This is a genomic window from Spirosoma koreense, from assembly GCF_054777875.1.
The window spans coordinates 1,146,915-1,172,436 of sequence record NZ_BAAHAC010000022.1; the positions used below are offsets into that span (position 1 = coordinate 1,146,915).

Annotated in this window: 27 protein-coding genes; 13 read left to right on the forward strand and 14 right to left on the reverse strand. The window is 51.5% G+C overall.

Features of this window, described 5'->3' with window-relative positions; genetic code table 11:
• The first annotated feature begins 40 nt into the window (after positions 1-40).
• The 3 genes from ACYVC2_RS18095 (at position 41) to polA (ending at position 5,424) form a co-directional block, all read left to right on the forward strand.
• A complete protein-coding gene (locus tag ACYVC2_RS18095; protein ID WP_461104249.1) occupies positions 41-916 on the forward strand; it encodes a sterol desaturase family protein in 876 nt (291 codons plus the stop codon).
• Positions 917-1,060: 144 nt separating this feature from the next.
• Positions 1,061-2,113, forward strand: coding sequence for a fasciclin domain-containing protein (locus tag ACYVC2_RS18100; RefSeq protein WP_461104251.1), 1,053 nt, complete (start codon positions 1,061-1,063; stop codon positions 2,111-2,113).
• 233 nt (positions 2,114-2,346) lie between these two features.
• The gene (polA, locus tag ACYVC2_RS18105; protein WP_461104253.1) at positions 2,347-5,424 is read left to right on the forward strand and encodes a DNA polymerase I; all 3,078 of its coding nucleotides are present in this window, start codon (positions 2,347-2,349) and stop codon (positions 5,422-5,424) included.
• A gap of 267 nt (positions 5,425-5,691) precedes the next feature.
• On the opposite strand, the gene ACYVC2_RS18110 is transcribed toward polA, so the two are convergent.
• From ACYVC2_RS18110 to ACYVC2_RS18135, 6 genes are all read right to left on the reverse strand, one after another.
• Entirely contained in the window at positions 5,692-6,144 is a 453-nt protein-coding gene (locus tag ACYVC2_RS18110; RefSeq protein WP_461104255.1) for a YHS domain-containing (seleno)protein, read from the reverse strand.
• Complete coding sequence (locus ACYVC2_RS18115) at positions 6,141-7,052, reverse strand: alpha/beta fold hydrolase (RefSeq protein ID WP_461104257.1); 912 nt, start codon at positions 7,050-7,052, stop codon at positions 6,141-6,143. The genes ACYVC2_RS18110 and ACYVC2_RS18115 overlap by 4 nt, the downstream gene beginning before the upstream one ends.
• Positions 7,053-7,089: 37 nt before the next feature.
• On the reverse strand, positions 7,090-7,719 hold the full coding sequence (locus ACYVC2_RS18120) for a LysE family translocator (RefSeq protein WP_461104259.1): 630 nt from the start codon (positions 7,717-7,719) through the stop codon (positions 7,090-7,092).
• A gap of 89 nt (positions 7,720-7,808) precedes the next feature.
• Positions 7,809-8,312: a DinB family protein gene (locus tag ACYVC2_RS18125; RefSeq protein WP_461104261.1), complete on the reverse strand. Its 504-nt coding sequence runs from the start codon at positions 8,310-8,312 to the stop codon at positions 7,809-7,811.
• Between the two features lie 37 nt (positions 8,313-8,349).
• Positions 8,350-8,784 carry a DoxX family protein gene (locus ACYVC2_RS18130; protein ID WP_461104263.1) on the reverse strand — a complete coding sequence of 145 codons (435 nt, stop codon included), beginning with the start codon at positions 8,782-8,784 and terminating at the stop codon, positions 8,350-8,352.
• A 39-nt stretch (positions 8,785-8,823) separates the two neighbouring features.
• A complete protein-coding gene (locus tag ACYVC2_RS18135) occupies positions 8,824-9,297 on the reverse strand; it encodes a YHS domain-containing (seleno)protein (protein ID WP_461104265.1) in 474 nt (157 codons plus the stop codon).
• 386 nt (positions 9,298-9,683) lie between these two features.
• On the opposite strand from ACYVC2_RS18135, the gene ACYVC2_RS18140 reads away from it, so the two are divergent.
• On the forward strand, positions 9,684-12,050 hold the full coding sequence (locus ACYVC2_RS18140; RefSeq protein ID WP_461104267.1) for an ATP-binding protein: 2,367 nt from the start codon (positions 9,684-9,686) through the stop codon (positions 12,048-12,050).
• Positions 12,047-13,558, forward strand: coding sequence for a sigma-54-dependent transcriptional regulator (locus ACYVC2_RS18145; RefSeq protein WP_461104269.1), 1,512 nt, complete (start codon positions 12,047-12,049; stop codon positions 13,556-13,558). Before ACYVC2_RS18140 ends, ACYVC2_RS18145 begins: the two co-directional genes overlap by 4 nt.
• A 20-nt stretch (positions 13,559-13,578) precedes the next feature.
• On the opposite strand, the gene ACYVC2_RS18150 is transcribed toward ACYVC2_RS18145, so the two are convergent.
• From ACYVC2_RS18150 to ACYVC2_RS18165, 4 genes are all read right to left on the reverse strand, one after another.
• Entirely contained in the window at positions 13,579-14,208 is a 630-nt protein-coding gene (locus tag ACYVC2_RS18150) for an MOSC domain-containing protein (protein ID WP_461104271.1), read from the reverse strand.
• Positions 14,209-14,214: 6 nt separating this feature from the next.
• Positions 14,215-14,760 (reverse strand): nuclear transport factor 2 family protein, encoded by a 546-nt coding sequence (locus ACYVC2_RS18155; RefSeq protein ID WP_461104273.1) that lies wholly within the window; start codon positions 14,758-14,760, stop codon positions 14,215-14,217.
• Positions 14,761-14,834: 74 nt separating this feature from the next.
• Positions 14,835-15,374 carry a carboxymuconolactone decarboxylase family protein gene (locus ACYVC2_RS18160; RefSeq protein WP_461104275.1) on the reverse strand — a complete coding sequence of 180 codons (540 nt, stop codon included), beginning with the start codon at positions 15,372-15,374 and terminating at the stop codon, positions 14,835-14,837.
• A gap of 75 nt (positions 15,375-15,449) precedes the next feature.
• On the reverse strand, positions 15,450-16,010 hold the full coding sequence (locus ACYVC2_RS18165) for a TetR/AcrR family transcriptional regulator (RefSeq protein ID WP_461104277.1): 561 nt from the start codon (positions 16,008-16,010) through the stop codon (positions 15,450-15,452).
• Positions 16,011-16,293: 283 nt separating this feature from the next.
• Here ACYVC2_RS18165 and ACYVC2_RS18170 point away from each other — a divergent pair, with 283 nt between their 5' ends.
• From ACYVC2_RS18170 to ACYVC2_RS18205, 8 genes are all read left to right on the forward strand, one after another.
• A complete protein-coding gene (locus tag ACYVC2_RS18170; protein WP_461104279.1) occupies positions 16,294-17,079 on the forward strand; it encodes a hypothetical protein in 786 nt (261 codons plus the stop codon).
• Positions 17,066-18,181, forward strand: coding sequence for a hypothetical protein (locus tag ACYVC2_RS18175; RefSeq protein ID WP_461104281.1), 1,116 nt, complete (start codon positions 17,066-17,068; stop codon positions 18,179-18,181). Before ACYVC2_RS18170 ends, ACYVC2_RS18175 begins: the two co-directional genes overlap by 14 nt.
• Before the next feature lie 263 nt (positions 18,182-18,444).
• A complete protein-coding gene (msrB, locus tag ACYVC2_RS18180) occupies positions 18,445-18,951 on the forward strand; it encodes a peptide-methionine (R)-S-oxide reductase MsrB (RefSeq protein WP_461104283.1) in 507 nt (168 codons plus the stop codon).
• Between the two features lie 15 nt (positions 18,952-18,966).
• Complete coding sequence (gene msrA / locus ACYVC2_RS18185) at positions 18,967-19,611, forward strand: peptide-methionine (S)-S-oxide reductase MsrA (RefSeq protein WP_461104285.1); 645 nt, start codon at positions 18,967-18,969, stop codon at positions 19,609-19,611.
• A 70-nt stretch (positions 19,612-19,681) separates the two neighbouring features.
• Entirely contained in the window at positions 19,682-20,470 is a 789-nt protein-coding gene (locus ACYVC2_RS18190; protein ID WP_461104287.1) for a hypothetical protein, read from the forward strand.
• Positions 20,471-20,482: 12 nt separating this feature from the next.
• Positions 20,483-20,932, forward strand: coding sequence for a DM13 domain-containing protein (locus tag ACYVC2_RS18195; RefSeq protein WP_461104289.1), 450 nt, complete (start codon positions 20,483-20,485; stop codon positions 20,930-20,932).
• Between the two features lie 137 nt (positions 20,933-21,069).
• The gene (locus tag ACYVC2_RS18200) at positions 21,070-21,990 is read left to right on the forward strand and encodes a carbohydrate-binding protein (RefSeq protein ID WP_461104291.1); all 921 of its coding nucleotides are present in this window, start codon (positions 21,070-21,072) and stop codon (positions 21,988-21,990) included.
• 76 nt (positions 21,991-22,066) lie between these two features.
• A complete protein-coding gene (locus ACYVC2_RS18205; RefSeq protein ID WP_461104293.1) occupies positions 22,067-22,225 on the forward strand; it encodes a hypothetical protein in 159 nt (52 codons plus the stop codon).
• 100 nt (positions 22,226-22,325) lie between these two features.
• Here ACYVC2_RS18205 and ACYVC2_RS18210 read toward each other — a convergent pair whose 3' ends face one another.
• The 4 genes from ACYVC2_RS18210 to ACYVC2_RS18225 all read right to left on the reverse strand — a co-directional run bounded on the left by ACYVC2_RS18210 (position 22,326) and on the right by ACYVC2_RS18225 (position 24,935).
• The gene (locus tag ACYVC2_RS18210; RefSeq protein WP_461104295.1) at positions 22,326-23,165 is read right to left on the reverse strand and encodes a hypothetical protein; all 840 of its coding nucleotides are present in this window, start codon (positions 23,163-23,165) and stop codon (positions 22,326-22,328) included.
• Positions 23,166-23,241: 76 nt separating this feature from the next.
• Positions 23,242-24,276 carry a Rieske 2Fe-2S domain-containing protein gene (locus tag ACYVC2_RS18215; protein WP_461104297.1) on the reverse strand — a complete coding sequence of 345 codons (1,035 nt, stop codon included), beginning with the start codon at positions 24,274-24,276 and terminating at the stop codon, positions 23,242-23,244.
• Positions 24,277-24,282: 6 nt separating this feature from the next.
• Positions 24,283-24,705, reverse strand: coding sequence for a hypothetical protein (locus tag ACYVC2_RS18220; protein WP_461104299.1), 423 nt, complete (start codon positions 24,703-24,705; stop codon positions 24,283-24,285).
• Positions 24,702-24,935 carry a hypothetical protein gene (locus tag ACYVC2_RS18225; RefSeq protein WP_461104301.1) on the reverse strand — a complete coding sequence of 78 codons (234 nt, stop codon included), beginning with the start codon at positions 24,933-24,935 and terminating at the stop codon, positions 24,702-24,704. Before ACYVC2_RS18225 ends, ACYVC2_RS18220 begins: the two co-directional genes overlap by 4 nt.
• Positions 24,936-25,522: the final 587 nt, after the last annotated feature.

A 25,522-nucleotide genomic window follows, 5' to 3' on the forward strand; every position in this document is an offset into this window, starting at 1 on the left:
TTCGTTATAAATTTGTCTGATTCCCTAACGAGCAGAAAGCATGGAACGGCTGGTCAATTACTTCGAACACATTCCTTCAGCGCACCGGAGCCTGATTCTGGTCGGTGGCATTGCGCTGTTCTGGATCATCGAAAGTGCCATTCCGCTGTTTCAGTTTGCGAAAACTACCCCCGGTTATCGGAAATGGAGCCATGCCGGTATCAACCTGTTTTTCACCCTGACGACCATCGTTGTCAACTTTGTACTGGCCTTCATTCTGCTCAGAACCAGCGACTGGGCCGTTCAGCATCAGATTGGGCTGTTGCCATGGCTTCACTGGCCCCGGTGGGCAGAAGCGATCATGGGCCTATTGGGTCTGGATCTGGTTGGGGCCTGGCTACCACACTGGGTTCAGCATCAGGTGAAATTTCTGTGGCGCTTTCACCTGATTCACCATACCGACGCTTACGTCGATACGACGACGGCCAACCGGCATCATCCCGGCGAAAGCGTAGTTCGGTTCGTGTTTACGACACTCGCGGTGCTGATCATGGGAGCGCCGATGTGGCTCGTTTTTTTGTACCAGGCCCTGTCGGTGATGCTATCGCAGTTCAACCATGCCAACATCGAGTTACCCCGCTGGGCCGACCGGTTGCTGGGGTTGGTTGTCGTAACCCCTAACATGCACCATGTGCATCATCACTACGTACTTCCGGTTACCAACACCAACTATGGGAATATCTTCCCGTACTGGGATCGTCTCTTCGGTACGTACCACCGGATGGCCGGGAAAGACCTGCATTATGGGATCGATACACACCCCGAGCCGCAGGAGCACTCGCATATCGGAAACCTGCTTAAAATTCCCTTTCAGTCGTACCGCCCGCCGGTGGGCGAGAAGCCCGCGCCGAAGAAGGTGCCACAACAGAAAGTGTAAGGCTTTACCAGGCCTGCTGCTGTGATTATAATGCGATTATAAACGGGTACTTACCAGGAGTTATTTGGTAAATCCATATTGCCGGGATAATTTTAGGCCCCTCATCCCTAGTTATATACTACTATTTTTTAACTCAACTCAATTATGTTTCTAAATCACAACCTGCCTGCCGGACAAAAGTGGGGCTGGATGCTTACGGTGTTGACTGGGCTGACGCTAGCCTTCAACGCCTGTAAAAAAGAAGACTCGACTCCGCCGACGGTCCAGACGATTACCGACCAGATCAACGGCGGTAGCAACTTTACGCTCCTGAAAGCCGCGCTGAGCCAGGCCGGGCTGAGTGGAGCACTGGGCTCTGCGGGTACCTACACCCTGTTGGCCCCAACCGACGATGCCTTCAAGGCGTTTGGTCTGACCAGCGAAGCGATCATTAAGCTAGCCCCCGTTGATTTGGTTAAATCGGTTATTCAATACCACGTACTCCCTACCAAGCTGGATGCGTCGACTATACCCGCAGCGGCCAATACTGCCCAGCAAACCCTATTTGCAGGAGTGGCAGGGCCTAGCTCGGTTTATTTCACGAAGCCAGTGGCTGTAACCGCATCCGGAGTATCGACCACGGCCATCACCGTCAACGGCGCGCATATTCTGCAGGCTAACCAGCAGGCCAGCAACGGCATTATCCATGTTATCGACCGGATCCTGCTGCCGCCTATTTACGGGTCTATTCCTACGACAATCGCTCAGATTCCTACCGTTTATGCGTTGCTGGCTCCAACGGCCGGTGTGTCGTTCAAACTGCTTCAGCAGGCGGTAACCAGAGCGGGGGCCACTACGGCCAGTTCGCTGAGCGCAACCGGCCCGCTGACCGTCTTTGCGCCCACCGACAACGCTTTCAAAGCGTCGGGATTCGATTCTACCAAAATTGCGAATACGCCGGCCGCCACGCTGGCGACGGTGCTGGGCTACCACGTCGTTCCGGGCCGAATCTACACGCCCACGCTGACCAACGGCGCCAGCCTGTCGACGGCAGCCGGTGCCGCTGCCGGTACGCTGACCATCGGGACCAGTGCAACGGCCGTAACCGTGACGGGGAAAGGCAATGGTACGTCAGCCTCGAACATCGTCGGGCCTGACGTGACGGCCAGCAACGGCGTTATTCAGATCATCGACCGCCTGCTACTGCCGCAGCAATAGCGCTGAAAACCTCCTGAACTTTTTTGAACGAGCCGCTCCAAACAGGGCGGCTCGTTTGTTGTTACCTACGTATAAAACCCAAAGAAGCCTTGCCGACGCGCCCTGAACCGGAATCAAAAGCTGGCTATAACTGTTATTGATGTACCCGGTTTTGCGTCAATTTCTTATCCGAAAACGACAAGATTGTCGGCAAGACTTTCGACCTTTGAGGTCTTGATCTGTGACCCTATCGAATGGCTCAACCACAAAAAAAACTCTTCCTGTTAGATGCGCTGGCGCTGGTTTACCGTGCTCATTTTGCCTTTAGCAAAGCGCCCCGCATTTCGTCGCGCGGCATAAATACGTCGGCTGTTTTTGGCTTTATGAACGCCATGATCGAGGTGCTGACGAAAGAAAAACCCACCCACATCGGCGTTGCGTTCGACTCGGCGAAGAAAACCTTTCGCCACGAGCAGTTTCCGATGTACAAGGCCACCCGGCAGTCGCAGCCCGAAGATATCAGCGTGGCCGTGCCCTACATCAAAAAGATTGTGGAGGCCATGCACATTCCCATTCTGATTCTGGAAGGATACGAAGCCGATGATATCATCGGCACTATCGCTAAAAAAGCGGCTCTGGCTGATTTCGAAGTGTATATGATGACGCCCGACAAAGACTATGGTCAGCTTGTCGAAGAGCATATTCATATTTACAAACCAGCCTTCATGGGTAAACCGGCCGAAAAACAGGGCGTCAAAGACGTGCTGGAGCGCTGGCAGATCGAACGGATCGACCAAGTGACGGATATGCTCGGATTGATGGGCGATTCGGTCGATAACATTCCGGGCATTCCGGGGGTAGGCGAGAAAACGGCCCAGAAACTCATTGCCGACTTCGGCTCGGTCGAAAACCTCATTGCCCGCGCCGACGAGCTGAAAGGTAAACTGAAAGAAAACGTCGTCAACTTTGCCCAGCAGGGACTGCTGTCGAAGCAACTGGCGACCATCCATCTGGACGTGCCCGTGCCGTTCGACGAAAACCTGCTCCGGCATACCGAATACGACAAACCCCGGCTGGCCGCCCTGCTGGATGAACTGGAATTCCGGCAGATGAAGACCCGGCTCCTGGGAGCGGGTTACGACGAGAAACCACTGCCCGACGCCTTCAAAACGCCGGAAGCCGGGCAGATGAACCTGTTCGACTCGCCGGGTGGAGAGGCACCCGCTTTCCTGCCTTTTCCGAATATGAGCGCGGTCAACCCATCGGGAGCCGACGATCTTCCATTTGACTTCAGCTCTGAAACGACGCCCACGGCTCCGGCTAAGCCAGCGCCGAAAGCAAAGAAAACGCCGGTTCGGGTGCCCCAGGCTTCAGGTAGTGAGGCAACGCCCCTTCAGGTGACTAATACGATTACGACAGACGATAAACCGGGTGCGGAAGTGACTGAGCAGGCCGAAGCCCCGGCTTACCTCGACGTGTATCCGGATTATGAAATCGATGAAAACCAGCCCGAACGGCGGAAGACGATCCTGTCGGTCAAACACGATTACCGCCTGGTCGATACCCCTGAACTTCGGGCGAGCCTGGTGCATTACCTGAGCCTGCAGGAAAGTATTTGCTTCGACTCCGAAACAACCGCCATCGACCCCGTCGAGGCTGACCTGGTTGGGTTGTCGTTTGCGTATCGGACCAGCGAGGCCTTCTACGTACCGGTGCCCGCCGACCGGACAGAAGCGCAGGCGATTGTCGATCAGTTCAAGCCGGTGTTCGAAAACCCCGGTATTCAAAAGATCGGGCAGAACCTGAAGTACGACCTGCTGATGCTGAAAAAATACGGGGTGGAGGTTCAGGGCAAGCTGTTCGATACCATGATCGCGCATTACCTGATCGAACCGGAGATGCGGCATAACATGGACATGATGGCCATGACGTACCTGAACTACAGCCCGGTGGAGATCGAATCGCTGATTGGCAAGAAAGGCAAAGGCCAGCTGACCATGCGCGACGTCGACATCCAGAAGGTCGTCGAATACGCGGCCGAAGATGCCGATATCACCCTTCAATTGAAAGAAACGTTTGCGCCCCGGCTCGAAAAAGATAACCTGCATAAACTTTTCGATCAGGTCGAAATGCCACTGGTACAGGTACTGACCGACCTGGAGCTGGAAGGGGTTAAGATCGATACCAACGCGCTGGCAGACCTCTCGGCTACCCTGGAAGTAGACATGCGGCAGGTGCAGCAGGAGATTTTCGGCATAGCGGGCGAATCGTTCAATATCGGTTCACCGAAGCAACTGGGCGAAGTTCTATTCGATAAACTTAAGCTCGACAAGAACGCCAAAAAGACAAAAACCGGCCAGTATGCAACTGGCGAAGAGATTCTGTCGAAGCTGGAAGCCGAGCACGAGATCGCCCGTAAGATCTTGGACTACCGCGAGTTGATCAAACTGAAAAATACCTACGTCGATGTGCTGCCCACACTGATTAGCAAACGTACCGGACGGATTCACACCTCGTTCAACCAGGCCGTTGCGGCCACCGGTCGGCTGTCGTCGGTCAATCCGAACCTGCAGAATATTCCGATCCGGACCCCGCGCGGGCAGGAAATCCGAAAGGCGTTTGTGCCCCGTGGCCCGGAGTTTCTGATCATGTCGGCCGATTATTCGCAGATCGAGCTGCGGATCATGGCCGCTTTCAGTGGCGATCAGACCATGCTCGATGCCTTCAACAACGGTGTGGACATTCACACCCAGACTGCCAGTAAAGTCTTTCACGTGCCGATCAGCGACGTCACGAGCGATCAGCGCCGGAAAGCCAAAACCATCAATTTTGGAATTATTTACGGCATTTCGTCCTTCGGTCTGTCGCAACGGTTGAAGATTCCGCGGAAGGAAGCTGCCCAGATTATCGACGATTATTTTGCGGAGTTTCCGGCCGTGAAAGCCTACATCGATCAGTGTATCGAAAAGGCGCGGGGTTTTGGATACGCCGAAACGATTCTGGGTCGACGCCGGTACCTGCGCGACATCAACTCACGCAACCAGACCGATCGGATGTTCGCCGAACGCAACGCCGTCAACGCACCGATTCAGGGAAGCGCGGCCGACATGCTCAAGATTGCGATGATCCGGATTCATGAGTTTATGCAGCAGCGACAGCTGAAATCCAAAATGATTCTGACGGTGCATGACGAACTGGTCTTCGACGCCCACCGCGACGAAATAGACCTGCTTCGCGAGCACGTAGGGGAAATCATGAAAGACGCAATTCCGATGGCTGTCCAGATGGAAACGGGCATTGGCGTCGGTGAAAACTGGCTGCTGGCGCACTAACTCATGTGGACAGTATAAGGCGAATACGGATCGAAGCGACCAATCGGCGAGACCAGTAAAGCCCATTTCGATTCGTATTCGCAAAAGCAGAGACTCCTGCCAGCCGGAAACATTTCCGGCTGGCAGGAGTCTCTGGAAGGTTCGTCAATCAGCCTTCGTCAGGTGCACAGGGTTCTGTTCGGCCGGTTTCGGATAAGATCGCAGCTTGCGGCCCTTTTCAGCATTAGAGATGCTGAGTAGATTATCAGAAATAGGGTCTCAATAGGGTCAATGGCCGTCTTTATCCTTAATAGCTGGCCAGTTAATGTCTGCTTTCTGAATATGACCAGAGCGGTCTTTATTCCAAAGCGTCTGAACCTTCCTGTTATAATTGAAATAAAGCTTCCCGTCGTCAATCGTCCACGCATCGGCTTCAGTAGGCGCTTTATGACCCTGTGATGTTCCGTAGGCGCAGTAGCCGCCATACTGAGGTGTGTATTTTCCCGGATCGGCTTTAAAGGCCTCTCGGTTCTGGGCATTGGCGAAATACCAGTTAGCTCCCTGATAGCTGTAAGAAATGGTAGAATCCCCCAGAATGGGTTTGCCATCTGTAAAATAGCCAACGGGATCGTAGCCTCGAATGGCTTTGCCAGATGGGGCAAACACCGCCGATTGTTGGGCAAAAGCCGTTGTCATAGAAAACAAAACGATACTGATTAGACGCAAACTGGTCATTTTCATGGTTTTTTGGTTGTTAATCGATTGGTAGGTTGGTTGGTCATTAGTTGATGAAGGATAGCGTCATGAATTAAATCCGGTCGACGCCAGGGAATAAAATGATTCATGTTCGGAATCATCTGAATCGTTACTGGTGCATTCGTAAGCATTCGTTTGGCGAAGGCCGCATTACCCGGTGGTACGAGTGGGTCATCTTCACCCTGAATGACCAGTACAGGTATCCGAATGGTGGTCCACAGCGGCAACATGCGCTGTAATTCGCTTTTGAGCGCCATAATCTCCTGATTACTCACATCAAGTTCCGTGGGGAGCCACTGCCGAAACGGAAATACGCTTCCCAGGGGACGATACCATTCTTTCTTCTCCAGGTCAGGGTCAATAGAAGGCGCAACCAGAATTAGCCCACCTACCGCTTCCGGGTAATCCATAGTCAGTCGGACAGCAACCGGTCCACCCAGCGAGTAGCCTACTACAATTGGCTTATGATTGGAATGGGTAAGGCGTAGCAATGGAGCCAGATCAGCGGCCTGGGCCGATAGAGATCGTTCCGGATTGCCCAATCCCGATTTACCAAATCCTGGCCGATCTACCGCCAGTAACTGAGCCTGGTTATATAGCGATGAGTCGGCAAAAAATCCGATAAAGGCATCCCAGGCACCGGGTGATCCGTGAATGAAAAGCACGGGGGGTAACGTATCGGCTCCGATGCTGGCATAATGAATCGAACGATCATAGCCATCGACGGTACCAAATGTTGGCTTTACCGGACGATCGGCAAAGTATTTGGCGATTTTTTGGTCCGACATTCGCACCGAAATGCATTGTGGAAGCAGGGCGATGAGCAATACCAGTACGAATAGCCACTTATACCAGTGAGAAATAAGTAGCCACCAGGAAGTTGGCAGGTGCATAGAGCGAGCAGACGAACCGCCTGTTTTGAATGGATCATCAAGCCCTTATGACTTGAATAGTTTGCCAGAGAGCCATGCCAATAAATAATCCGCCTGTCAGCCGATTGAGCCACGGGCCGTTCAGATACTGAACAATACGTTGCCGGTCAGCCAGCCAGGCCACCACAACCAGCAGGCCAAATGCACCGGTTGCCGTACCCAGCGCAAACACCCACTGACTAGCCGGCTGCCCCGTAGGAACCAGCGTGTGACTACTTATCGTGGCCTGGCTTAGATAAAGCCATACCGCCGACCAGAAGGGGAGTAACTGCGGATTCGTGCCACCCAGAACAACCCCTTTCCAGAACGGCAACGATCTGGCATCCGCTACAGATTCGGTAAGGACAACGGGCTTCTGCCGGAAAGCAGCAACGCCTGCTCCGAGCAAGACCGGAATAGGAGCATACGCCAGGGCGGTCGTCCAGCTCGAACTGGTTGGAATATGCATCAATCCACCGGCGGCCAGGCTACTGTAGGCAATTTCGGGGAGGCTTCCGCCGAAGGCCAGCCACAGCCCGGCGCGTCTGCTCTGGCTGAGGGTCGTTTGTACCACCGCCAGGTTAACCGTGCCTGGATGAATGGAGCCCGCAAAACTGATGATACTGACGAGGAGGAATAATAGAAGCATAAGTTTGTCCTGAAGCAGGCATTTGATTGTCAGTCTGGGGTAGTGGCGGTCATTTACCAGGGTTTACTATTCCAGGCCAATCAACTGACCTATTCGTGCGACTGGTGCTGTACCGTTGAGTAGGCTACGCCAAAGTGTTGGGGTAGCTCAACCGCTGGAAAGGCATTCAGAACGGCAACCTGCACCAGCGCCATATGATGAATGGCGTGCTCGATATTATACAATAACTCACGGGCAAAGGATGACGGAATCTGGATGAGCGCGGCACCACTGACCGATACATCAGCTTCCAAAGCAAGTGGCTGGTTCAGGTCGAGCCGATGAATAGCCCGGTCGATAGCGCCCAGCCGCCGTAGAGCCTCATCAGTATTTACTTCGAGCTGTAAATCGCGTTGACGTCGGTCGTAGTTCAATTGACCCGTTTGCGCGCTGTGAACCAACAGTTCGTAGAATTCCAGAATATGCCGAACGTGCTTGCCAATGGTGTTGCCCGAGAGTACAGCCAATGGACGGGCATATTCTGGATCGGTTAGCTGACCGACAACCTCCGCGAGTTGCATCAAAATATCAGTACTGGCAGATTTGAGCGACATGGTCGTGTTAATGAAGAATGAATAGAGATACTCCCAATCAGGCGTTAGAACGGATGGGCTTCTTGCCGGAAACGGAAGCTAGTAGACCGCTCAGGATGGGTAGCCACTGCTTACGGGTTAGCAACAGAATGGTCGAACAGCTAACGGCTACGTCTATTGCCAGAAAGAACAGGTACCCCCCGTCGTTTTGAACAGCAATTCCCAGTACGGTTAGGTGAGACAGGATTGCCCCTAGCATGACCCCAAGCCCTAAGCCAGCTCCAATCCAGCTCGTGCGTGGCATCAGGATGAGTACCGAAGCAGCCAATTCGACAAGGCCAGACCCAATACGTCCCCAGGGTTCGATCCCTAGCGTCGAGAAGATATAAACCGACTCGGGTTGCGCCAGAAATTTAAAATACAGTGTCTGGAGCATAATAATGGCGGCTACTAAACGAGCGGCCCAAAGGAGATAAATTGACGCCTTCTGCATGATTGACACCAGGGTTATTTATGCGATGAATAAGTCAGGTTAGGACTGCGTGAATTTGCTCCAACTGGCATCTGCTTTTTTGTGCAGGTTAGCTTCGTCTTTGTTCCATTTAGGCAATGTATTGTTGATGAACGAGTGGTAGAACAGGAATAACTTACCATCTTTGACCTTGAACGTTTCGGGGTCCACTTCTACTTTCTCGCCCGTTGCGCCCATGGCATACGCACACCAGCCGCCATACTGAGGCTCGTATTTCTCTGGATTTTCCTGAAATGCTTTCAAATTAGCCGGCGTTGCGAAGCGGTACGTAACGTTCTGGTAGGTAAAGGTGTTGGCTGCTGAGCCTTTCACGGCCTTGTTCTGGGTGAAGTAAGCAACAGCATCGTACCCCTGGAGCGCAAGACCGTTGTCCAGATTGAATTGTTGTTTGCGAACAGCGAGGTTCGATTGGGCCGATGCTGACATACACGGGATAAGCACGAAAGCGATAAGCAGGAACGAAAGGATTTTCATGGTACTGGCTTGTTTGGATGATGAATAGCTTGTGTAAACCACAGCGGTTGTCACCAACTTGTTTTCTATCGTCTGATTGCCAAATACCGTTCCAGTCGTGCCAGATTAGATGAAAAGACTCCTGAGAGCCAAAAAAGAGCAGAAAAAGAACTTTTGGCCTGAAGTAGCCTCTATAAGACTGCTACAGGAATTTCCGATATTTCGTAAGCTTCACGAAATAGCAGAGGAAAACGTAGTGCCTATTGATGCAGATAAGGGCGGTGATCGTCGGAAAAAAGCCCCAAACCGGCTCATTAAGGCAGTCGGAACGGAAGGCCACTTTTCGGAATGGAAATTGTACAGTAAAGAACTGTGAACCAATGGGGTAATTTTTTGAAATCATTGTGATGAACGCATCGGCTGGCATTCCCTATAACGTACTTCGCCTGTCGCATTTCACGGTCGAAAATGCGCTGGAGCCCATCCTGCTCTTCGACCCGCAGGGGCGGATCAATCGGGCGAATGCGGCTGCCTGTCAGTATCTGGGTTATTCGCCTTCCCAAATGCACGCAGTACACTTCAGCGATATTCATCCGACGTACACCCAGGCTCAATACCTGGAATTATGGCAGACGCTCCGGCACTACCACACGCTGACGTTTGATTTACCTCAGTTACGGCAGGATGGCACCAGCCGTCAGGCCGAGATTGGGATGAATTTTGTTCAGCTCGATGAGCAGGATTTTCTGTGCTGCTTCGTGCGCGACATAACGGAGCGTTCGCAACTGGATGATACGCTGCGTCGAATCTCGGAAGGAACGGCCTCCGACATTGGCATTGATTTTTTTCAGTCGCTGGTGCAGCAACTGACCACCACACTCAACGTACAGTACGCCATCGTGACCGAATGTACGAATGTGGAGAAGACCCGCGTCCGAACGCTGGCTTTCAGTGTGAACAGCAACCTGCACGAAAACATCGAGTACGATCTGGCTGGTACGCCCTGCTCCATCGTGATGAAAGACCGGGACTTTTATTTTCCCACCGACGTAGCCGAAAATTTCAGCCAGGGCGCCGGGGTTGAATCGTACATCGGAGTGCCTATTCACGATAAATCCGGCGAAGTAATCGGTCATCTGTCGGTGAGTGATTCCCGACCCATGACTGACCACCATAAATACATGGGTATTCTGCGGGTGCTGGCGGCTCGATCCGGCGCTGAAATCGGGCGAAAAGTAGCCGAAGAACGGCTGCTGCAAATACAGCAACAGTTAGAAGATACGGTGGCCGCCCGAACGCGCGAACTGGCGACCGCCAAAGAGGAGGCTGAAGAAGCCAACCGGGCTAAAAGCGATTTCCTGACTACCATGAGCCATGAACTACGAACGCCACTCAACGGTATTCTGGGCTATACTCAGCTGTTTAGACGCGACCCGCAACTGTCGGAAAATCAGCAGAAAGGCGTTAAGATCATGCACGACTGTGCCGAAAATCTGCTATCGCTCATCAACGACGTACTGGACTTGTCGAAAATAGAAGCCCGGAAAATGGACGTACTGTCGGAGGTTTTTTACCTGCCCGAACTACTGCATAATCTGGCACAACAGACCCTGGTTCGGGCGGAGCAGAAAGGACTCTTATTTGAAACCTACTTGTCCGGCAATTTGCCGGACTGGGTTGTGGGTGATGAACGTAAACTTCGCCAGGTGCTGCTCAATCTGTTGGGTAATGCCGTGAAATTTACCTCATCGGGCACCATTACCTTCCGGGCTGACTGGAATTCCGGCAATCAGACAAGCCATGCCGACACCGAGGCCCCATCACCCACTATTCGGTTTATGATTGAGGATACGGGGGTTGGCATCGCCAATGAGCAGTTGGCGAGTATTTTTCTGCCATTTCAGCAAATTCGTGAATCGATTGATTTTGTGGAGGGTACCGGTTTGGGACTGTCTATTACCGATCAGTTGGTTCGACTAATGAACGGCGACCTCTACGTATCCAGTCAGGCAGGGCGGGGTACGCAGTTCCGGCTTTCGCTGCCTTTGCCAGAAGCGCCTTCCCCGCCCGCTACGAATCGGGTAGCCCAACGTGCTGCGTTTGTGTTGGGGTATGAAGGGCCGCGTAAAACGATTCTTGTTGCCGACGATGGGTACGCAGCCTGCGCCATTTTAACTCATCTACTGCTACCGCTGGGCTTTACCGTTATCGAAGCCCGCAATGGCCACGAAGCTGTTGAACAGGCTATCCGGTATCGACCCGATCTGATTTTACTGGACCTGGTGATGCCTCATTTAGACGGCTTTGGTGCGCTGATGAAAATTCGGGCAAACCCGGCCACGAGTTTAACTAAAGTCGTTGCGTTTTCGGCACGGGTCTTTGAACAGGATCGACAGCAGAGCCAACAGGCCGGTTTTGATGATTTTGTTCCTAAACCGGTTGATCTGGATGCGCTGCTGACTAAAATTGGGCAGCATCTGAACCTGGTCTGGCAAACCCGGCCTTTTACCCATGAAGCGCTGGTTTCAGCAACCAGCCCTGGTAGTCTGGAAACGAAGGCTACCCCTGCTCAATTACCCGAAATCGCGCAGCTCGAAGCCTTATACAACTTAGCCAGTATGGGTGATATTCAGGGAATTCTGGCACAGCTCACCGCTATAGAACAAGACAACCCCGTTTACCAATTCTTTGTAGACGACCTTCGCCAGGCGGCCGAGGAGTTCGATATGCGGAAGATTAGAAAATACCTTCAAGCCTGCTTACAATCGTTATGAATGCGTTTATTGATGCAGATGCCAATTCAGGTGCGGATTCTTCCGGATCAGCCCGTACAATTCTGATTGTGGACGACATGCCGAATAATATCAGCGTGTTGTTCGAAACCTTAACCCGATTCAGCTACAAAGTCCTGGTTGCCCGCGATGGGAAAAGTGCGATCGAACAGGCGGGGCTGGCGCAGCCCGATCTGATTCTGTTAGACGTGATGATGCCCGGCATGGACGGTTTCGAAACCTGCCGTCGGCTAAAGCAGCTTGAATCGACGCAGCCCATTCCGGTGATTTTCATGACGGCGCTCTCCGAAACGATTGATAAAGTCAACGGATTCAACATGGGAGCGGTAGATTACATTACCAAACCGTTTCAGCTTCAGGAAGTACTCGCTCGTATCCATACGCACCTAACCCTGCGTCAACTGCAACGGGAACTTGAATCCGCTAATGTCTTGCTGGAAAAACGCGTTGCTGAACGAACGGAATCGTTGTCGAACGCACTGGCTGAAGTGGAGCAGTTAAAGAATCAGCTGCAGGCCGAGAACGCGTACCTGCGCGACGAAATTAAACAAACCAGCAACTTCGAGGAGATTGTCAGCCAGAGTAAAGCCTTTGGAAAAGTGCTTCGGCAGGTCGACCAGGTAGCAAATACCAACACATCGGTGCTGATTCTGGGCGAATCGGGTACCGGCAAGGAGCTGCTGGCCCGCGCCGTGCACAATCGAAGTGGTCGGAAGAATCGGCCTTTGGTGAAAGTTAACTGTGCTGTATTACCCGCCACCCTCATCGAAAGCGAGTTGTTTGGGCATGAAAAAGGAGCTTTTACGGGCGCCACCAATCAAAAAATCGGTCGCTTCGAACTAGCCGACGGCGGAACGATTTTTCTGGACGAAATCGGCGAAATACCCATTGAGCTACAGGCTAAGTTGCTCAGGGTATTACAGGAAGGCGAGTTTGAACGGGTGGGCAGCAGCAAAACCATCAAGGTCAATGTGCGGTTGATTGCGGCTACGAACCGCGACCTCGAAAAAGAAGTGGGCGAAGGCCGGTTTCGGGAAGATTTGTATTACCGACTCAACGTGTTTCCTATCCAGAGTTTGCCCCTGCGAGAACGTAAAGACGACATCCCACTATTGGTGCGGCATTTTTGCGCGAAGCACGGCCCCAGCATTGGTCGCCAGATTGACGTGATTCCGCAGGATGTACTCGACGTCCTGATGGCCTACCATTGGCCGGGTAACGTTCGGGAATTGGAAAACGTAGTGGAACGTTCGCTGATTATTTCGTCGGGTCGAAAACTGGATCTCGGCGATTGGTCGGGCCGGAAAAGTACAGGACCCGCCAAGGCTGGATTAATGACGATGGAAGACTGCGAACGGAACCACATCCTTTCGGTGCTGGAGCATACCCGCTGGAAAGTGAGTGGAGAGAACGGAGCCGCGAAAATCCTCGACATGATTCCCACGACGCTCGACTCTAGAATGAAAAAGTTAGGTATTCAGCGCCCGTAAGCGTAGGGTTCCGAAAAGCTTCATGAATGACCAAACATTCTCCTTAACGAATCGGGCAGGTGTGGCAGGGTTCGCAGGCTCGCCAATGTGTCTTCATCTACTTTGTGGGTCAGTACGATCTGAGATACAGCTTGAATGGTAATCGTTGTGTCGGCGGCTTCGACCAGGTTTACCTCGTCACCGGCCTGCACGGCTCCGGGTTCAACCACCCGAAAATAAATACCGGATCGACCCTCCCGAGCGAAGTGGCGGGTCATGCCGGGATTGTCGAACCGAACGTTTAGCTTATAACACGGAAATCGGGGTTGTACCGCCCGCAACAGAGCCGACCCCACCCGAAACAGGTCGCCGATGCGTACCTCAGATTCAAGTAAGCCCTCTGTCGTGAGGTTTTCTCCGAACAGGCCCGGTGCCCAATCGTCGCGTTCGATTTGGTGCCGCCAGTGTGCGTAATGCGCGTTATCATAAGCGTACACAGCCTTGTCTGGCCCGCCATGTACCGTCAGGTCGGCCTGTCGATCTCCTACGAAATTGAGCGGTTCGAGTGATACTGGTCCGGGAATAGACTGTTTGAAAATACCGGTAGTGATCGTCCGCCCACCCCATTCGACAGAACGAGGCAGGCCAACATTGACAGAAAGGATGTGCATGACGGTCTAAAGATTGGGGATAGGGTCTATACTGATTCGGCGCTCGTCGGCTGGGATGGGTAGGTCGTTAATACTGGCGAATCGTTTTTGCATGAGGCCATTTTCATCGAACTCCCATAGCTCGTTGCCATAGCTACGGTACCACTGTCCGTCGGCATCGTGCCATTCGTACTCGAACCGGACCGCCATTCTGTTTTCACGAAAGCCCCAGAGTTCTTTCTTTAGTTTATAACCAAGTTCTTTTTCCCATTTGCGGGTCAAAAACGCTTTAACTTCTTCACGCCCATTAATGAATTCTGTTCGGTTACGCCATTCTGTGTCAACGGTATAGGCTAAACTTACTTTTTCAGGATCTTTGCTGTTCCAGGCATCCTCGGCCATCTGTACTTTTTGCAAAGCTGTATCAAGCGTAAAGGGTGGCAGGGGTGGTCGCAAGGCCGGGTTATAGGGGGGCTGAGCGAGTACATCGTCCCACATAGTGTCTCCACAGGCTTCGATAACAAAAGGCCGACCGTCGTCCTCGAACGGAGCAGGCGAATTAGTTGTATCCATGATACGTTGGTTTAAATGGTAAAGAAAAATCCGGGCAGGCCTTCGTACGTCTGCCCGGTTGGTATATGCCGTGGCTAAACCGTTTCGAGTTTTACAGCTACGGGAAAATCGATAGGAATTTCGGTCAGGTTATGCAGGTAGTTCATCGCTATTTTGTCGCTTATCTGTAAGATTACATCCACCAGATTTCCATCTGTATAGCCAGCCGCATAGAAAGCCTCTAGCGTGTCAGAAGCTACCCGCCCTTTATTCTCGGTAATGTCTTTAGCCAGTTTAACCAGTGCGTCTAACTTGCCAGTAGCGCTTTGCCCAGTACGTAAATTCAGGATTTCATCGTCCGAAAAACCATTCATCTTGCCCAGAACCGTATGGGCACTCTGGCAGTAAAGGCACCCATTGACTTCGCTCACGACCAGATTGACTGCTTCTTTTTCTTTGTTGCTCAATGATGTTTTAGCTCCCTGAAAAGCCAGATACCTGGCCAGACCATTAGTAGAGTGGGCAATGGTGGCATACAGGTTAGGTACGAAACCAAGACCCTTTTGCAGATTATCGAATAAAACCTGGTTACTTTCAGAGACTTCGTCCCGAGTAGGTACTGTGAACTTTCTCATTGAATTGCTGAATTAAACGTGGTAATTAAAGTTAAAAATCGAACAGAACAGTCTGTCTATATTGAATTAAAAAATTTAGAGAATTTTCTCTGCCAGTGCCCGTGCCGATTGAACCGGCCACACATCCTGTTGCATTTGCCCGGCAATTAGGGCTCCTTCAAAAAGTACGGTCACCGCATCAGCCAGTTCAGCCTGAGCCGTTTCTGCCAGCAGGTCAGTGAAAAACTGGCGCATTTTGGCTTTGTGGGTACGAATCACAGCCCGCACAGGCTCACTTTCCTGCGGAACCTCAGAAATGATATTCTGAAAATTACAGCCCCGGAAACTTACTTCTTCCGAAAAATTAAGTAATAAATCGAAGGCGGCCAGCACTTTAGCCTTAGGCGTATCGTAGGGGGCCACCTGGTTATTTAGCTGAGTAAACCATTCGCTGCTGGTCTTCGTCAGGTAGGCAATAAGCAGGTCTTCTTTGGAGGCAAAGTGCTGATAAAGACTTGCCTTCGCTACGCCCGCTTCGTCGATTAACTGATTAATACCTGTCAGGTTATACCCTTGTTTGTAAAAAAGCCGTGATGCCGTATCAATGATCCGTTCACGGGTTTCGGATGGGCGGGTTTCAGATACGTTTGCTTTCATGATTTTTCTCTTGGCTAGTTTATGAACAGACCAGTCTGTCTAATGGTTCACTGGCTGATTTTATTTTTTGGGATACCCTCGATTTCGCCAAGCCATAAGCGGTGACTAAGCATCAGGGGTATGCCGTATGCTCACGATTTACCGGAACAGTTACGACATATCGTAATTACATTTTCTGGCATAAGGTCAAATTAGGGGATAACTTACTAATTAGTAAGGAGTTATAATCCGAGGAAAACTGGTACAAGCCTTGACTGAATGTACGTGATCAAGCCGACAACTCATGTGTACCGCAACTTACTTACCTTTTGGTCCAAATGGCTTTATCCTGACCCATAGTCGCGATGAAAAAGCCATTCGCCCGGCGGCTCGTCCCCCAGAAACAGTTCGCCTTGGCGGCATGAAAGTAACCTTCCCGCAAGACCCACAAGGAAAAGGAACCTGGATTGCATCGGGGAGTCGTATCGGGTCATCCGTTCAAACAGCCGTCGGTCTACTCAACGGGAGCTTTATTCCCCATCTGTCCCAACCACCCTATCGCCATAGCCGGGGTTTGGTTCCCTTGCATTTTTTCACTTATGCATCGATTAATGCGTTTGTTACGACCTATGACTTTAGCGGGATCGAGCCTTTTACCCTGCTCATCATTGAAGCCGGTGGGCCGAGAGGTCGTCGGGTGGTTGAACTGCGCTGGAACGGGAATCGGCTGTTTGTGCGTGAAAAAGATCCGGAGCAGCCGAACATCTGGTCATCGGTAACGCTGTACAGTGCCGATGTCATCCGAAAACGGGAACGCTGGTTCTGGGATTGGTGCTATCGCCATCCAAATCCATCTGTAGACGATATCCGGCAGTTTCACCGGTCTGCCGGCAGTGGCGATTCGGAAAACGGCCTTCGGATGAACCGCCAAGATACCCTGCTAACGGTTAGCCTGACCACCATCGTCCATCAGGAGGATGCCGTAGCTGAGACCGCCGACCGTCGGGCAACTGAACCGATGATTTACGAAGATTTCATGCAGCACACAGGCCAACAACAACCCATCAATCAGTCGTATGCAACCGCTTAGTGCCTCCCGGCAACGCTCCGCTATCCGCACATCAGCCCGAATCTGGGACAGGCTGCTGGCTTATTTGCCCCAAATTCGGTTCGATAGCCCATTTTTCATTCGCCTGCGACATTGGGAGTACTGGCCGTTCGAAGTCGTTTATCTGCCCATATTTTTCTACTATAGCTGGTTGTCGATAAAAGCCCGCTCGTTATTTTTCTTCTCAGCTTCGAATCCATTCATTGAAACCGGTGGGTTATTAGGAGAATCAAAAGCCGATATTCTGGATAACATCCCCGCTGAATTCAAGCCGACAACCCTGCTCATACCGGCCTTAACACCGATCTATTTAATTGTTAGCCAGCTAATGGAACATGGGTTGACGTATCCACTCATTGCCAAGCCAAATGTGGGCGAGCGCGGCTGGCGAGTTGAAAAAATTGAAAGTCACGGTGCCTTAGTCAGCTACATCCAAAGCAATTCGGTCGATTTTCTCATTCAGGAATACGTCGACGAACCGCTCGAACTGGGCGTGTTTTATTATCGAATGCCGGGGCAGCAACAGGGCGTCGTGTCGTCTATCGTGCAGAAAGAATTTCTATCCATACGGGGTAATGGCCGCGATTGTATAGAAAATCTAATCAGACAAAATGAGCGGGCTATTCTTCAACTTCCCGCCCTGACCGAAAAATACGGCAATCGGTTTCACGAAATACTGCCCCCCGGCGAAACAATCACCCTCGTATCCATCGGCAATCATTGTAAAGGAACCAAATTCCTGAACGCCAACCACCTCATCACGCCCGAACTGACGCGTGTGTTCGATCGGATCAGCCAATCCATCGACGGTTTTTACTTTGGTCGTTACGACCTGCGCTGTCGGACTGTAGCCGATTTGTACGCGGGCAAGCACATTCGGATTCTGGAACTGAATGGGGCCGGGGCGGAGCCCGCGCACATCTACCAGCCGGGCTTTTCACTTTGGGAAGCCTACCGGGTGTTGTTCCACCACTGGCGGGTGCTGTATGTCATCAGCCGCGAAAACCACCGTCGAGGGATCGCTTATATGACGCTCGATGAAGCCGTTCGGATCTGGAAACGCACCAGGAAGAATAAAGTGTAGGATAGTGTTTGCGATGTTTTTCACGGTCTGTGTCCTCCCAGATCGCTCTCGCGACAGCCAGTGAATACCATCCGGCAGAGTGGTCTGTGTCCTCACAGACCATGGAAAAACTCAGTAAAGCAACAACCAGAAATGAACTCACTTTTTAGTCCTGTCAATACAAACTTAACCGGCCTGACCGTTGCCTGCGACATTACCGACCAGATTAGTACGACACTGCCTGAGTCCATCCTCAATTAATGCATCAATAAACCAATACAATCATGAACAGACAATCAATTTTCCAGAGTGTAGCCGGCCTGTTACTAATCGGTGCTACGTCTATCATACTGGCCGCATTCAAACCAACTGTTACGTCTACCGGCAATGAAAAACCACCACGCCGTGTAGAGAAGACTGAAGCCGACTGGAAGAAAACACTGACTCCCGATCAGTTTGCCGTAACGCGAAAACAGGGTACCGAACGCCCATACAGCAGCCCCCTGGCCAGCAATCACGAACACGGTACGTATCGATGCGTTTGCTGCCACGAACCCCTGTTTAGTTCCGATACCAAGTTTGAATCGGGAACGGGCTGGCCAAGTTTCTACGCCCCACTCCATAAAAACGTCATTAAAGACCTGACGGATGCCAGTCATGGGATGGTTCGAACGGAAGTGCAATGTGCGGTTTGCGATGCTCATTTGGGTCACGTTTTTGACGATGGCCCTGCACCAACTGGCCTGCGTTACTGCATGAACGGGGTAGCCCTGGAATTTGTCAAAAAATAGTAAACGGCGGAAACCATGCGATTAATTCAGATTTTCATACTTGGATTCTGGCTGTTGACGAGCTGTACACAGGCCCAGGATGTAGACACGACCCCTGCCCGCTTACCCAGGCTGAAACCTGGTGAGGCTGTGGCTACTTTTGCCGGGGGGTGTTTTTGGGCCCAGGAAGAAGGATTTGATCAGCTTAAAGGCGTTCGGGAGGTTGTTTCGGGCTATTCTGGAGGCAATGTTCCCAACCCAACGTATCAGGAGGTGGGTACGGATGTGACGGGCCATGCCGAGTCGGTACAGGTCTACTACGACCCAACCGTAGTGAGTTACCGTGACTTACTCGATGCATTCTTCGCTGGTCACGACCCAACGACGCTCAACCGACAGGGTCCTGATGCAGGACGAGATTATCGCTCAATAGCGTTTTATCGTACACCCGCCGAAAAACAGGAAATTCTGGCGGCTATCCAGCGGGTGAATGCCTCGAAGCATTATGCCAATCCGGTTGTAACGGAGGTGGTGCCTTTCAGTGTGTTTTATCCCGCCGAAAAATACCATCAGAACTATTGCCAGTTGCATCCAAACCAGCCCTATATTCAGCACGTATCGCTACCCAAGGTAGAAAAGCTGCGCCATGCTATGAAGGGGAAATTGAAACAGGAAGGATAGTGGTTTAACAAGGTGCCCATTTGTTTTGTCATTCCGGGAATGACAAAAACATACGCTAAATCCCATTTCCATGAACGAATTGAATCAGGCAGATAAAACGCTGCACAGCCTGGCCCAACTCATTGCCCTGACGGGTATGCAGTGGCTGCCACTCCTTGCCGATGACAGTCAAACGAACATGGCCTGGAACAGCCATCTTAACCGGCTGGAGGGCCGCACTTTTGTCTATAAAGATCAGCAAGTTCGTTTGGTCATCAATACGAAACCACTTGCGCTTTGCTTCGTAGATGACAATGACCATGTTTTGGTCCTGTTTTCACCTGAAAACAGGACGCCGGCTGAGGCAACTGCCTGGTGGAAACATCAGATGCAGACATGGGGGATTTCGGAAATCAGCGGATTGAACTACCAGTTGGATCAAGACCCTGTAGGCCCTCAAGCCGTCTACAAACCAGCAGGATTAGCTGAATGGGCTAAGTGGCGAACAATAGCGAATACCGCCTTACAGCAATTGACTGAGTGGAGTGGCCGGGCGAGCGAAGTCAGGATTTGGCCGCACCACTTCGATACAGGCGTATACTACTCGCAACCGGGCGCCAATGGGCAGGAGAAAGCCGCCATCTGGGCGGGCTACGCCATCGCCGATGCATTGTGCGATGAGCCTTATTTTTACCTGTCGGGCTACAACAGTATGCAACCCATCGACTTCGCCAGTGCACCAGCCCAATCGGTAGGGGAGTGGCGAAATACGCCGGATTGGAAAGGGGCTCTGCTGCCAATTTCGGCCAGTAACCATACCGACGCTATAGCCCTATTCTTCCGGGAAAGTTATAGCTGGCTCGATAAGCAACTCGGTTAAACAGGCAAAACCATGAAACAGGTAATAGCTTTTTTTCTTTTGCTGACCTTGCTGGGGAGTGGATGCGTCAAACCTAAAGAGCTGGTTCCATTAGGAAGTGCCGGAACGCCCGTTAGCGTTGTTGATTCGGTTCAGACATTCGACAAAACGGGGCAGCAATTGCGCGCTTCGGGCACGTTTCAAAATGGTGTTCATACGGTGAGTGGAACCGTAAAACTGTATGAACGTAACGGCAAACAAACGCTGGTATTCGAAGGATTTCGGAGCGACACCGGCCCCGACTTACGTATCTATTTAGCCAGCGATACACAAGCGAGCAGTTTTACGGAAGTCGGTATGCTGACCGCTACCGGCAATTTTTTTGTAGACGTCCCGGCGGGTGTTTCGCTCAGCCAACAGCGCTACGTACTCATCTGGTGCAAACGATTTTCTGTGCATTTTGGGAATGCGCAGCTAATGTGAAATACCCATGTAATATGGGTTAATAGACTGCCATACCCCGAACAAAAACAGAGAGGCCCGGCGAACAAAAGAAAACGTGCGGCATCGCTGTATACCAACTTCTTCACTCTGTTTGACTACTTTTTAACACCCGCCATATGAACTACCGAACAACAATTTACCTAGCCTTGGTGCTGCTTTTGTTAAACAGGCTGCCCGGCTATGCACAAGGGTGTAGTGATGCTGGTTTTTGTACCATTGGTGCGCTTAAACAACACGGGGCAACCAATAACCAAGGGCAAAAAATCACCCTACTCCTACCGATAGGCCTGGGCGACGAAGCGGTTTTCGTATTTGCACCCGGTATTCAATACGATAATCAACTGTCGGCCAGGTGGGCCGTTCAGGCAAAACTTACCGGTAATTATGCCAGTGGTAATTTAGGGACGGCCGCAGGACCAGGCGATGTTATTTTATCGGGAACCTTTACGTTTCCTGCCAAAGCAAAATGGGCAACGTCGTTGACCCTCGGCACGAAACTTCCGCTGAATCAGGGTAATCTGAAAGCGGGTGGACAGCCGTTACCGATGCAATATCAGAGCAGTTTAGGAACCGTCGATTTAATAACGGGCCTTTCGGTAAGCAATAGCCGATGGCAATTTTCGGCAGGCTGGCAGCAACCGCTTACCGGGGCCAATGGCAATACCTTCTTACCCGGTTCGAGTCCGAAGCCTGAGGCACCCGCTTACCCACCTTCCAACCAGTTTAACCGGAAGGCCGATGTACTGGTACGAGCCGCTTACACCTGGGCAATTAATGATCGGTTGAGTCTCAATGGCGGATTGCTTGGTATTTATCACGTAGGGGAGGATACCTATGTAAACACGATCGGTAATTCACTTAGCATCAGTGGCTCGCAGGGTCTTACACTCAATGCGACCTTAGCTGGCTGGTGGACCGTAAGTTCGAAAATGCGGCTTGGCTTTACCGCAGGAACGCCTTTATTAACCCGTGAGGTTCGTCCGGATGGGCTTACGCGAAGTATTGTTTTTGCCCCTGAAATTAGCTGGCTTTTCTAAGCTATCCTCAGCTTACTTATAGAAAGCATACCTCTTTTTTACTCATTACGACCGCTTTCCTGATGAGCGAGTTGGTATGGTCTATGCTCAGCCGGATAGCCTGGGCCAGCCAGGGCTCAAACGTACTGTGCCCCTCAGCCAACAATGTTCGTGGTCGGGTGCGCTGCTGGCTTTATGGTCGTACAACCTGTTCCTCTGCGGAGGTGAGATTTGCCGGGGGCGGGCCTTCGACTAACGGCCAATAAGTTCTCCCGCCTAAATCTGGCCAGTGATTATGGCTTCGGATTAAAATGGCTCGCAGGGGCTCTTCTTCAACTTCGGCGGTTTTTCTAATCCTACCAGCACATCGCTACCGACTGATCCAACGGAGCCTGGGCCAGCGGCTGAACCGAATTGGTGTAAAGAATGAGCCAGTTATCGGCTTGCTCCAGGCGGCCGCGCAGTGCAACCGAACGGCCCACATTGATAAGTATAGAGGCATTCAGTGGTTGTCCCATCGGCCCAACGACAAGGTAGTAGTTAGGTTGGCCGCTTCGATTCTGTACCGATAGCACCGGCGGAATACCTCCGGCAATACAGCGCACGGCACACGACCGATGCGGACGGCCTTCGCCGGGTTTCATGACCCCAAGCATGCATTTGGGGTCCGTAATTTCGCCCCTTAAGCTCACAATGCCCAAATTACCTGGCTCCAACGCTGACGATACTGGCGGTACGGCTGACGGTTTCGTATCCGAAACGCTGAGTAACGCATCGGCTTCTTCGGTCAGTTCCAGGGCGGCTTTCCCATTATGATACAGGAGGGTTCCTCGCACCTTCAACCGTTTATTAGCCAACGAGCCGTATTTGCTTTCCCATACGTTCAGGGTTGAATCGGCTCCGCGTTTGTTGAAACCGATGAGCAATATACGCTCAAAAAGGGGTACATTACCGGCTGTTTGTTTCTCCTGAATTCGGAGAAACGGTATAGGTATTCGAATTAATTCGCCTTCGAGCGTAGTGAGTTTACCATACTCAAACACAGCTCCCGAAAACCCGCGCTGCTGCCAGACGAGTAACCCCGCCAGGATCGGTACAATCACCACCAGGGCAAGTGCAGCTCGCCGAACCGCTGTTCGGAATGAAAAAGGGGCGTCGGCCTGCCAACCGATATAAAAATCATCTTCTGGTTTCATGATACAATGGACAAGATTTCTGACAGGATTGATAGGATTTTAAACACCATCATCCGGGCAAATCCTATCAGAAAAATTATTGAAAATAAGCTGGTTCCTGAGGTGTTCCAGGGAGACTGGGTGTTGGATTAACCCAAACGGTTGTACCAATACATTTCACCGCGTAGGTCTCTACCTTTTCGGTGAACGGTGGGGGCGACTGCCCGTTATGAGGCTGATACTGGTAGCCGTGCCAGGGGCACGTAATGCAACCGTCGATAATCTTTCCTTCGCCCAGCGGCCCGTTCTGGTGCCGACACTGGTTATTTACCGCCGATAGCTTACCGTTATACCGGAATAGAGCGATGTTCTGACCGTCGATCATCAGGGTTTTTGCCCGGTTTTCGGCAATCTCATTTACCTCGCACACCTCCACAAACCCATCCATCTCCTGCCCCAATGGCCGACTGTCTTTCCGTTGGCTGACTATCGCTGCGGCCAAATGCAAACCGATTACCAGGGCCATGCCAATCGCGAGCACAACTGTATAGACAGTAGCCGTTTCCTGTTGCAGGATGCCAAGCAGCACGTGCATCACAATGAGGCCATACACAACGTACACACCCATGTGCAGGGTTTTCCAAACGCGGGGACTTAGGTTTTTAAGCCAGAAATCGTGGCTGGTAGCGGCCATTACAAACAGAATCAATAGCGCGAAAAAGCCTAATGTCTGAAACGGAAATTGCGAAAGATGCCGATAATCGGGTTCTGCAGTAAACAGCGACACCAATGGATCGACGTTACCCCGCGAATGAAACTGAATCAGGCTGAAAATGCCATGTACCGAAGCTACCAGAAACATACTCACGCCCAGATGACGCCGGTTATAAAGCAACGGTAAATAGCGCGTATTGAGCCGACAAAGCGGGCCAATGAGCAGGATAATGTGGAGCATCAGGAACGCAAGCGTACTGGTCGCCCGGATGATGATGGTTTCGACAGTTACGTCAGGAAACAAAATAGCCTGAAGTCCGCAGAAAATAGCCAGATACAAGCTGACAAGCCCGGCGATAGTCCAGTCGTATAGCTTTTTCTGGCGATTCCAGGAAACGGGCAGGTAGTGTAGCGCCATAATTACCTAAAATTGAATGGTTTGAAGAACACGATGTCCCAGTTCATCCACCAGCCTGATGGTTGGGTGCAGGCTTGAATCGGGTAGTGTAAACCGGTACAGACCCGTTACATCCACCGAGCCAATGGCCAACTCCTGCGCTTGGGTAACTACCCGTACCACCACGGAAGGAGCTTCGAACGGCTGGCGAACAACGAGTTCAAGCTGAGGGTCGGCCGACTGGCTACTCCGGCGCAGCGTAGCCTGTCTACCCGGCTTGTCTACCCGCCTGACCACCATAGGCAAAGCCGCCGGCACGGGTAAATCAATGGTTTGTTGCTGCATAACTGGATTTCTGTTCAGGCGCAGCGCTGAAACAAACCCGATGGGCAACAGGACAGCCAATAGGCCCCACATTGCCCGGTGTGTTTGGCGAAGTTTAGGCGTCATGGCAATACAGGGGTTGAATCGGCAGAGGAAGGCGACGAACGACGGAATAACTTTTGGAATAGCAAGGGCCAGAGAATTGCCGAACCCGGTAGCAGCAACAGCCGAACAGCCAGACGCATGCCTTTCGCTTCGTGGTCAAGCCGAGCGGCTCCCCAGCCTATGAAATACAGGCCGAAAATCAAGCCGATCAGCAGGTAGCCGTAAAACAATAAAACCAGTAGGTGAATCATGATTTTAAGCGTTAGGCCCGGTTGTAGATTTTCAAATGGTTTTATCGGTTTTCCAGTCGTTGAGGCCCGTAGTTGACCATACACACCTTATGAGAACAAGATGGATGCCAGTTGAAAAGTAAAGTTTATGGGCTTATAATCAGCAGGATAGCTTGTAGGTAGGGGTAATAATCCGGTGCTTGCCCACGATATTTCGTGATTATTCCGAAAAGTCAGGAAAGGGGCTGTTTTGTTACGTCCTTGTCAAACAAACAACATCAGGCCGCAATCGCATCCGTGCCACTTCTCAATTACATATGGTTTCAGAACAGACAAATGAGTCGGTATGAGTAGGCCTTTTGAGTTCTTCAATCCTCAGTGTCCGTTGAATATAGACGGGTTACAGTGCCGATACCGAACAGACAAACCAGTTTAAACAAACAATGCATGGGCGTTAACAAAACAAGTACAGGTTGGCAAGGGGCGTTACCTGATTAAATGCCTATGCCAGTTTAGATCGTTGAATTCGCCTAAAAGACAGCCAATCGGCGTAAAGTACCTTTCAAATAGGTAAGTTGTTGGTTATCTAATGGATAGAGTGTCCTGAC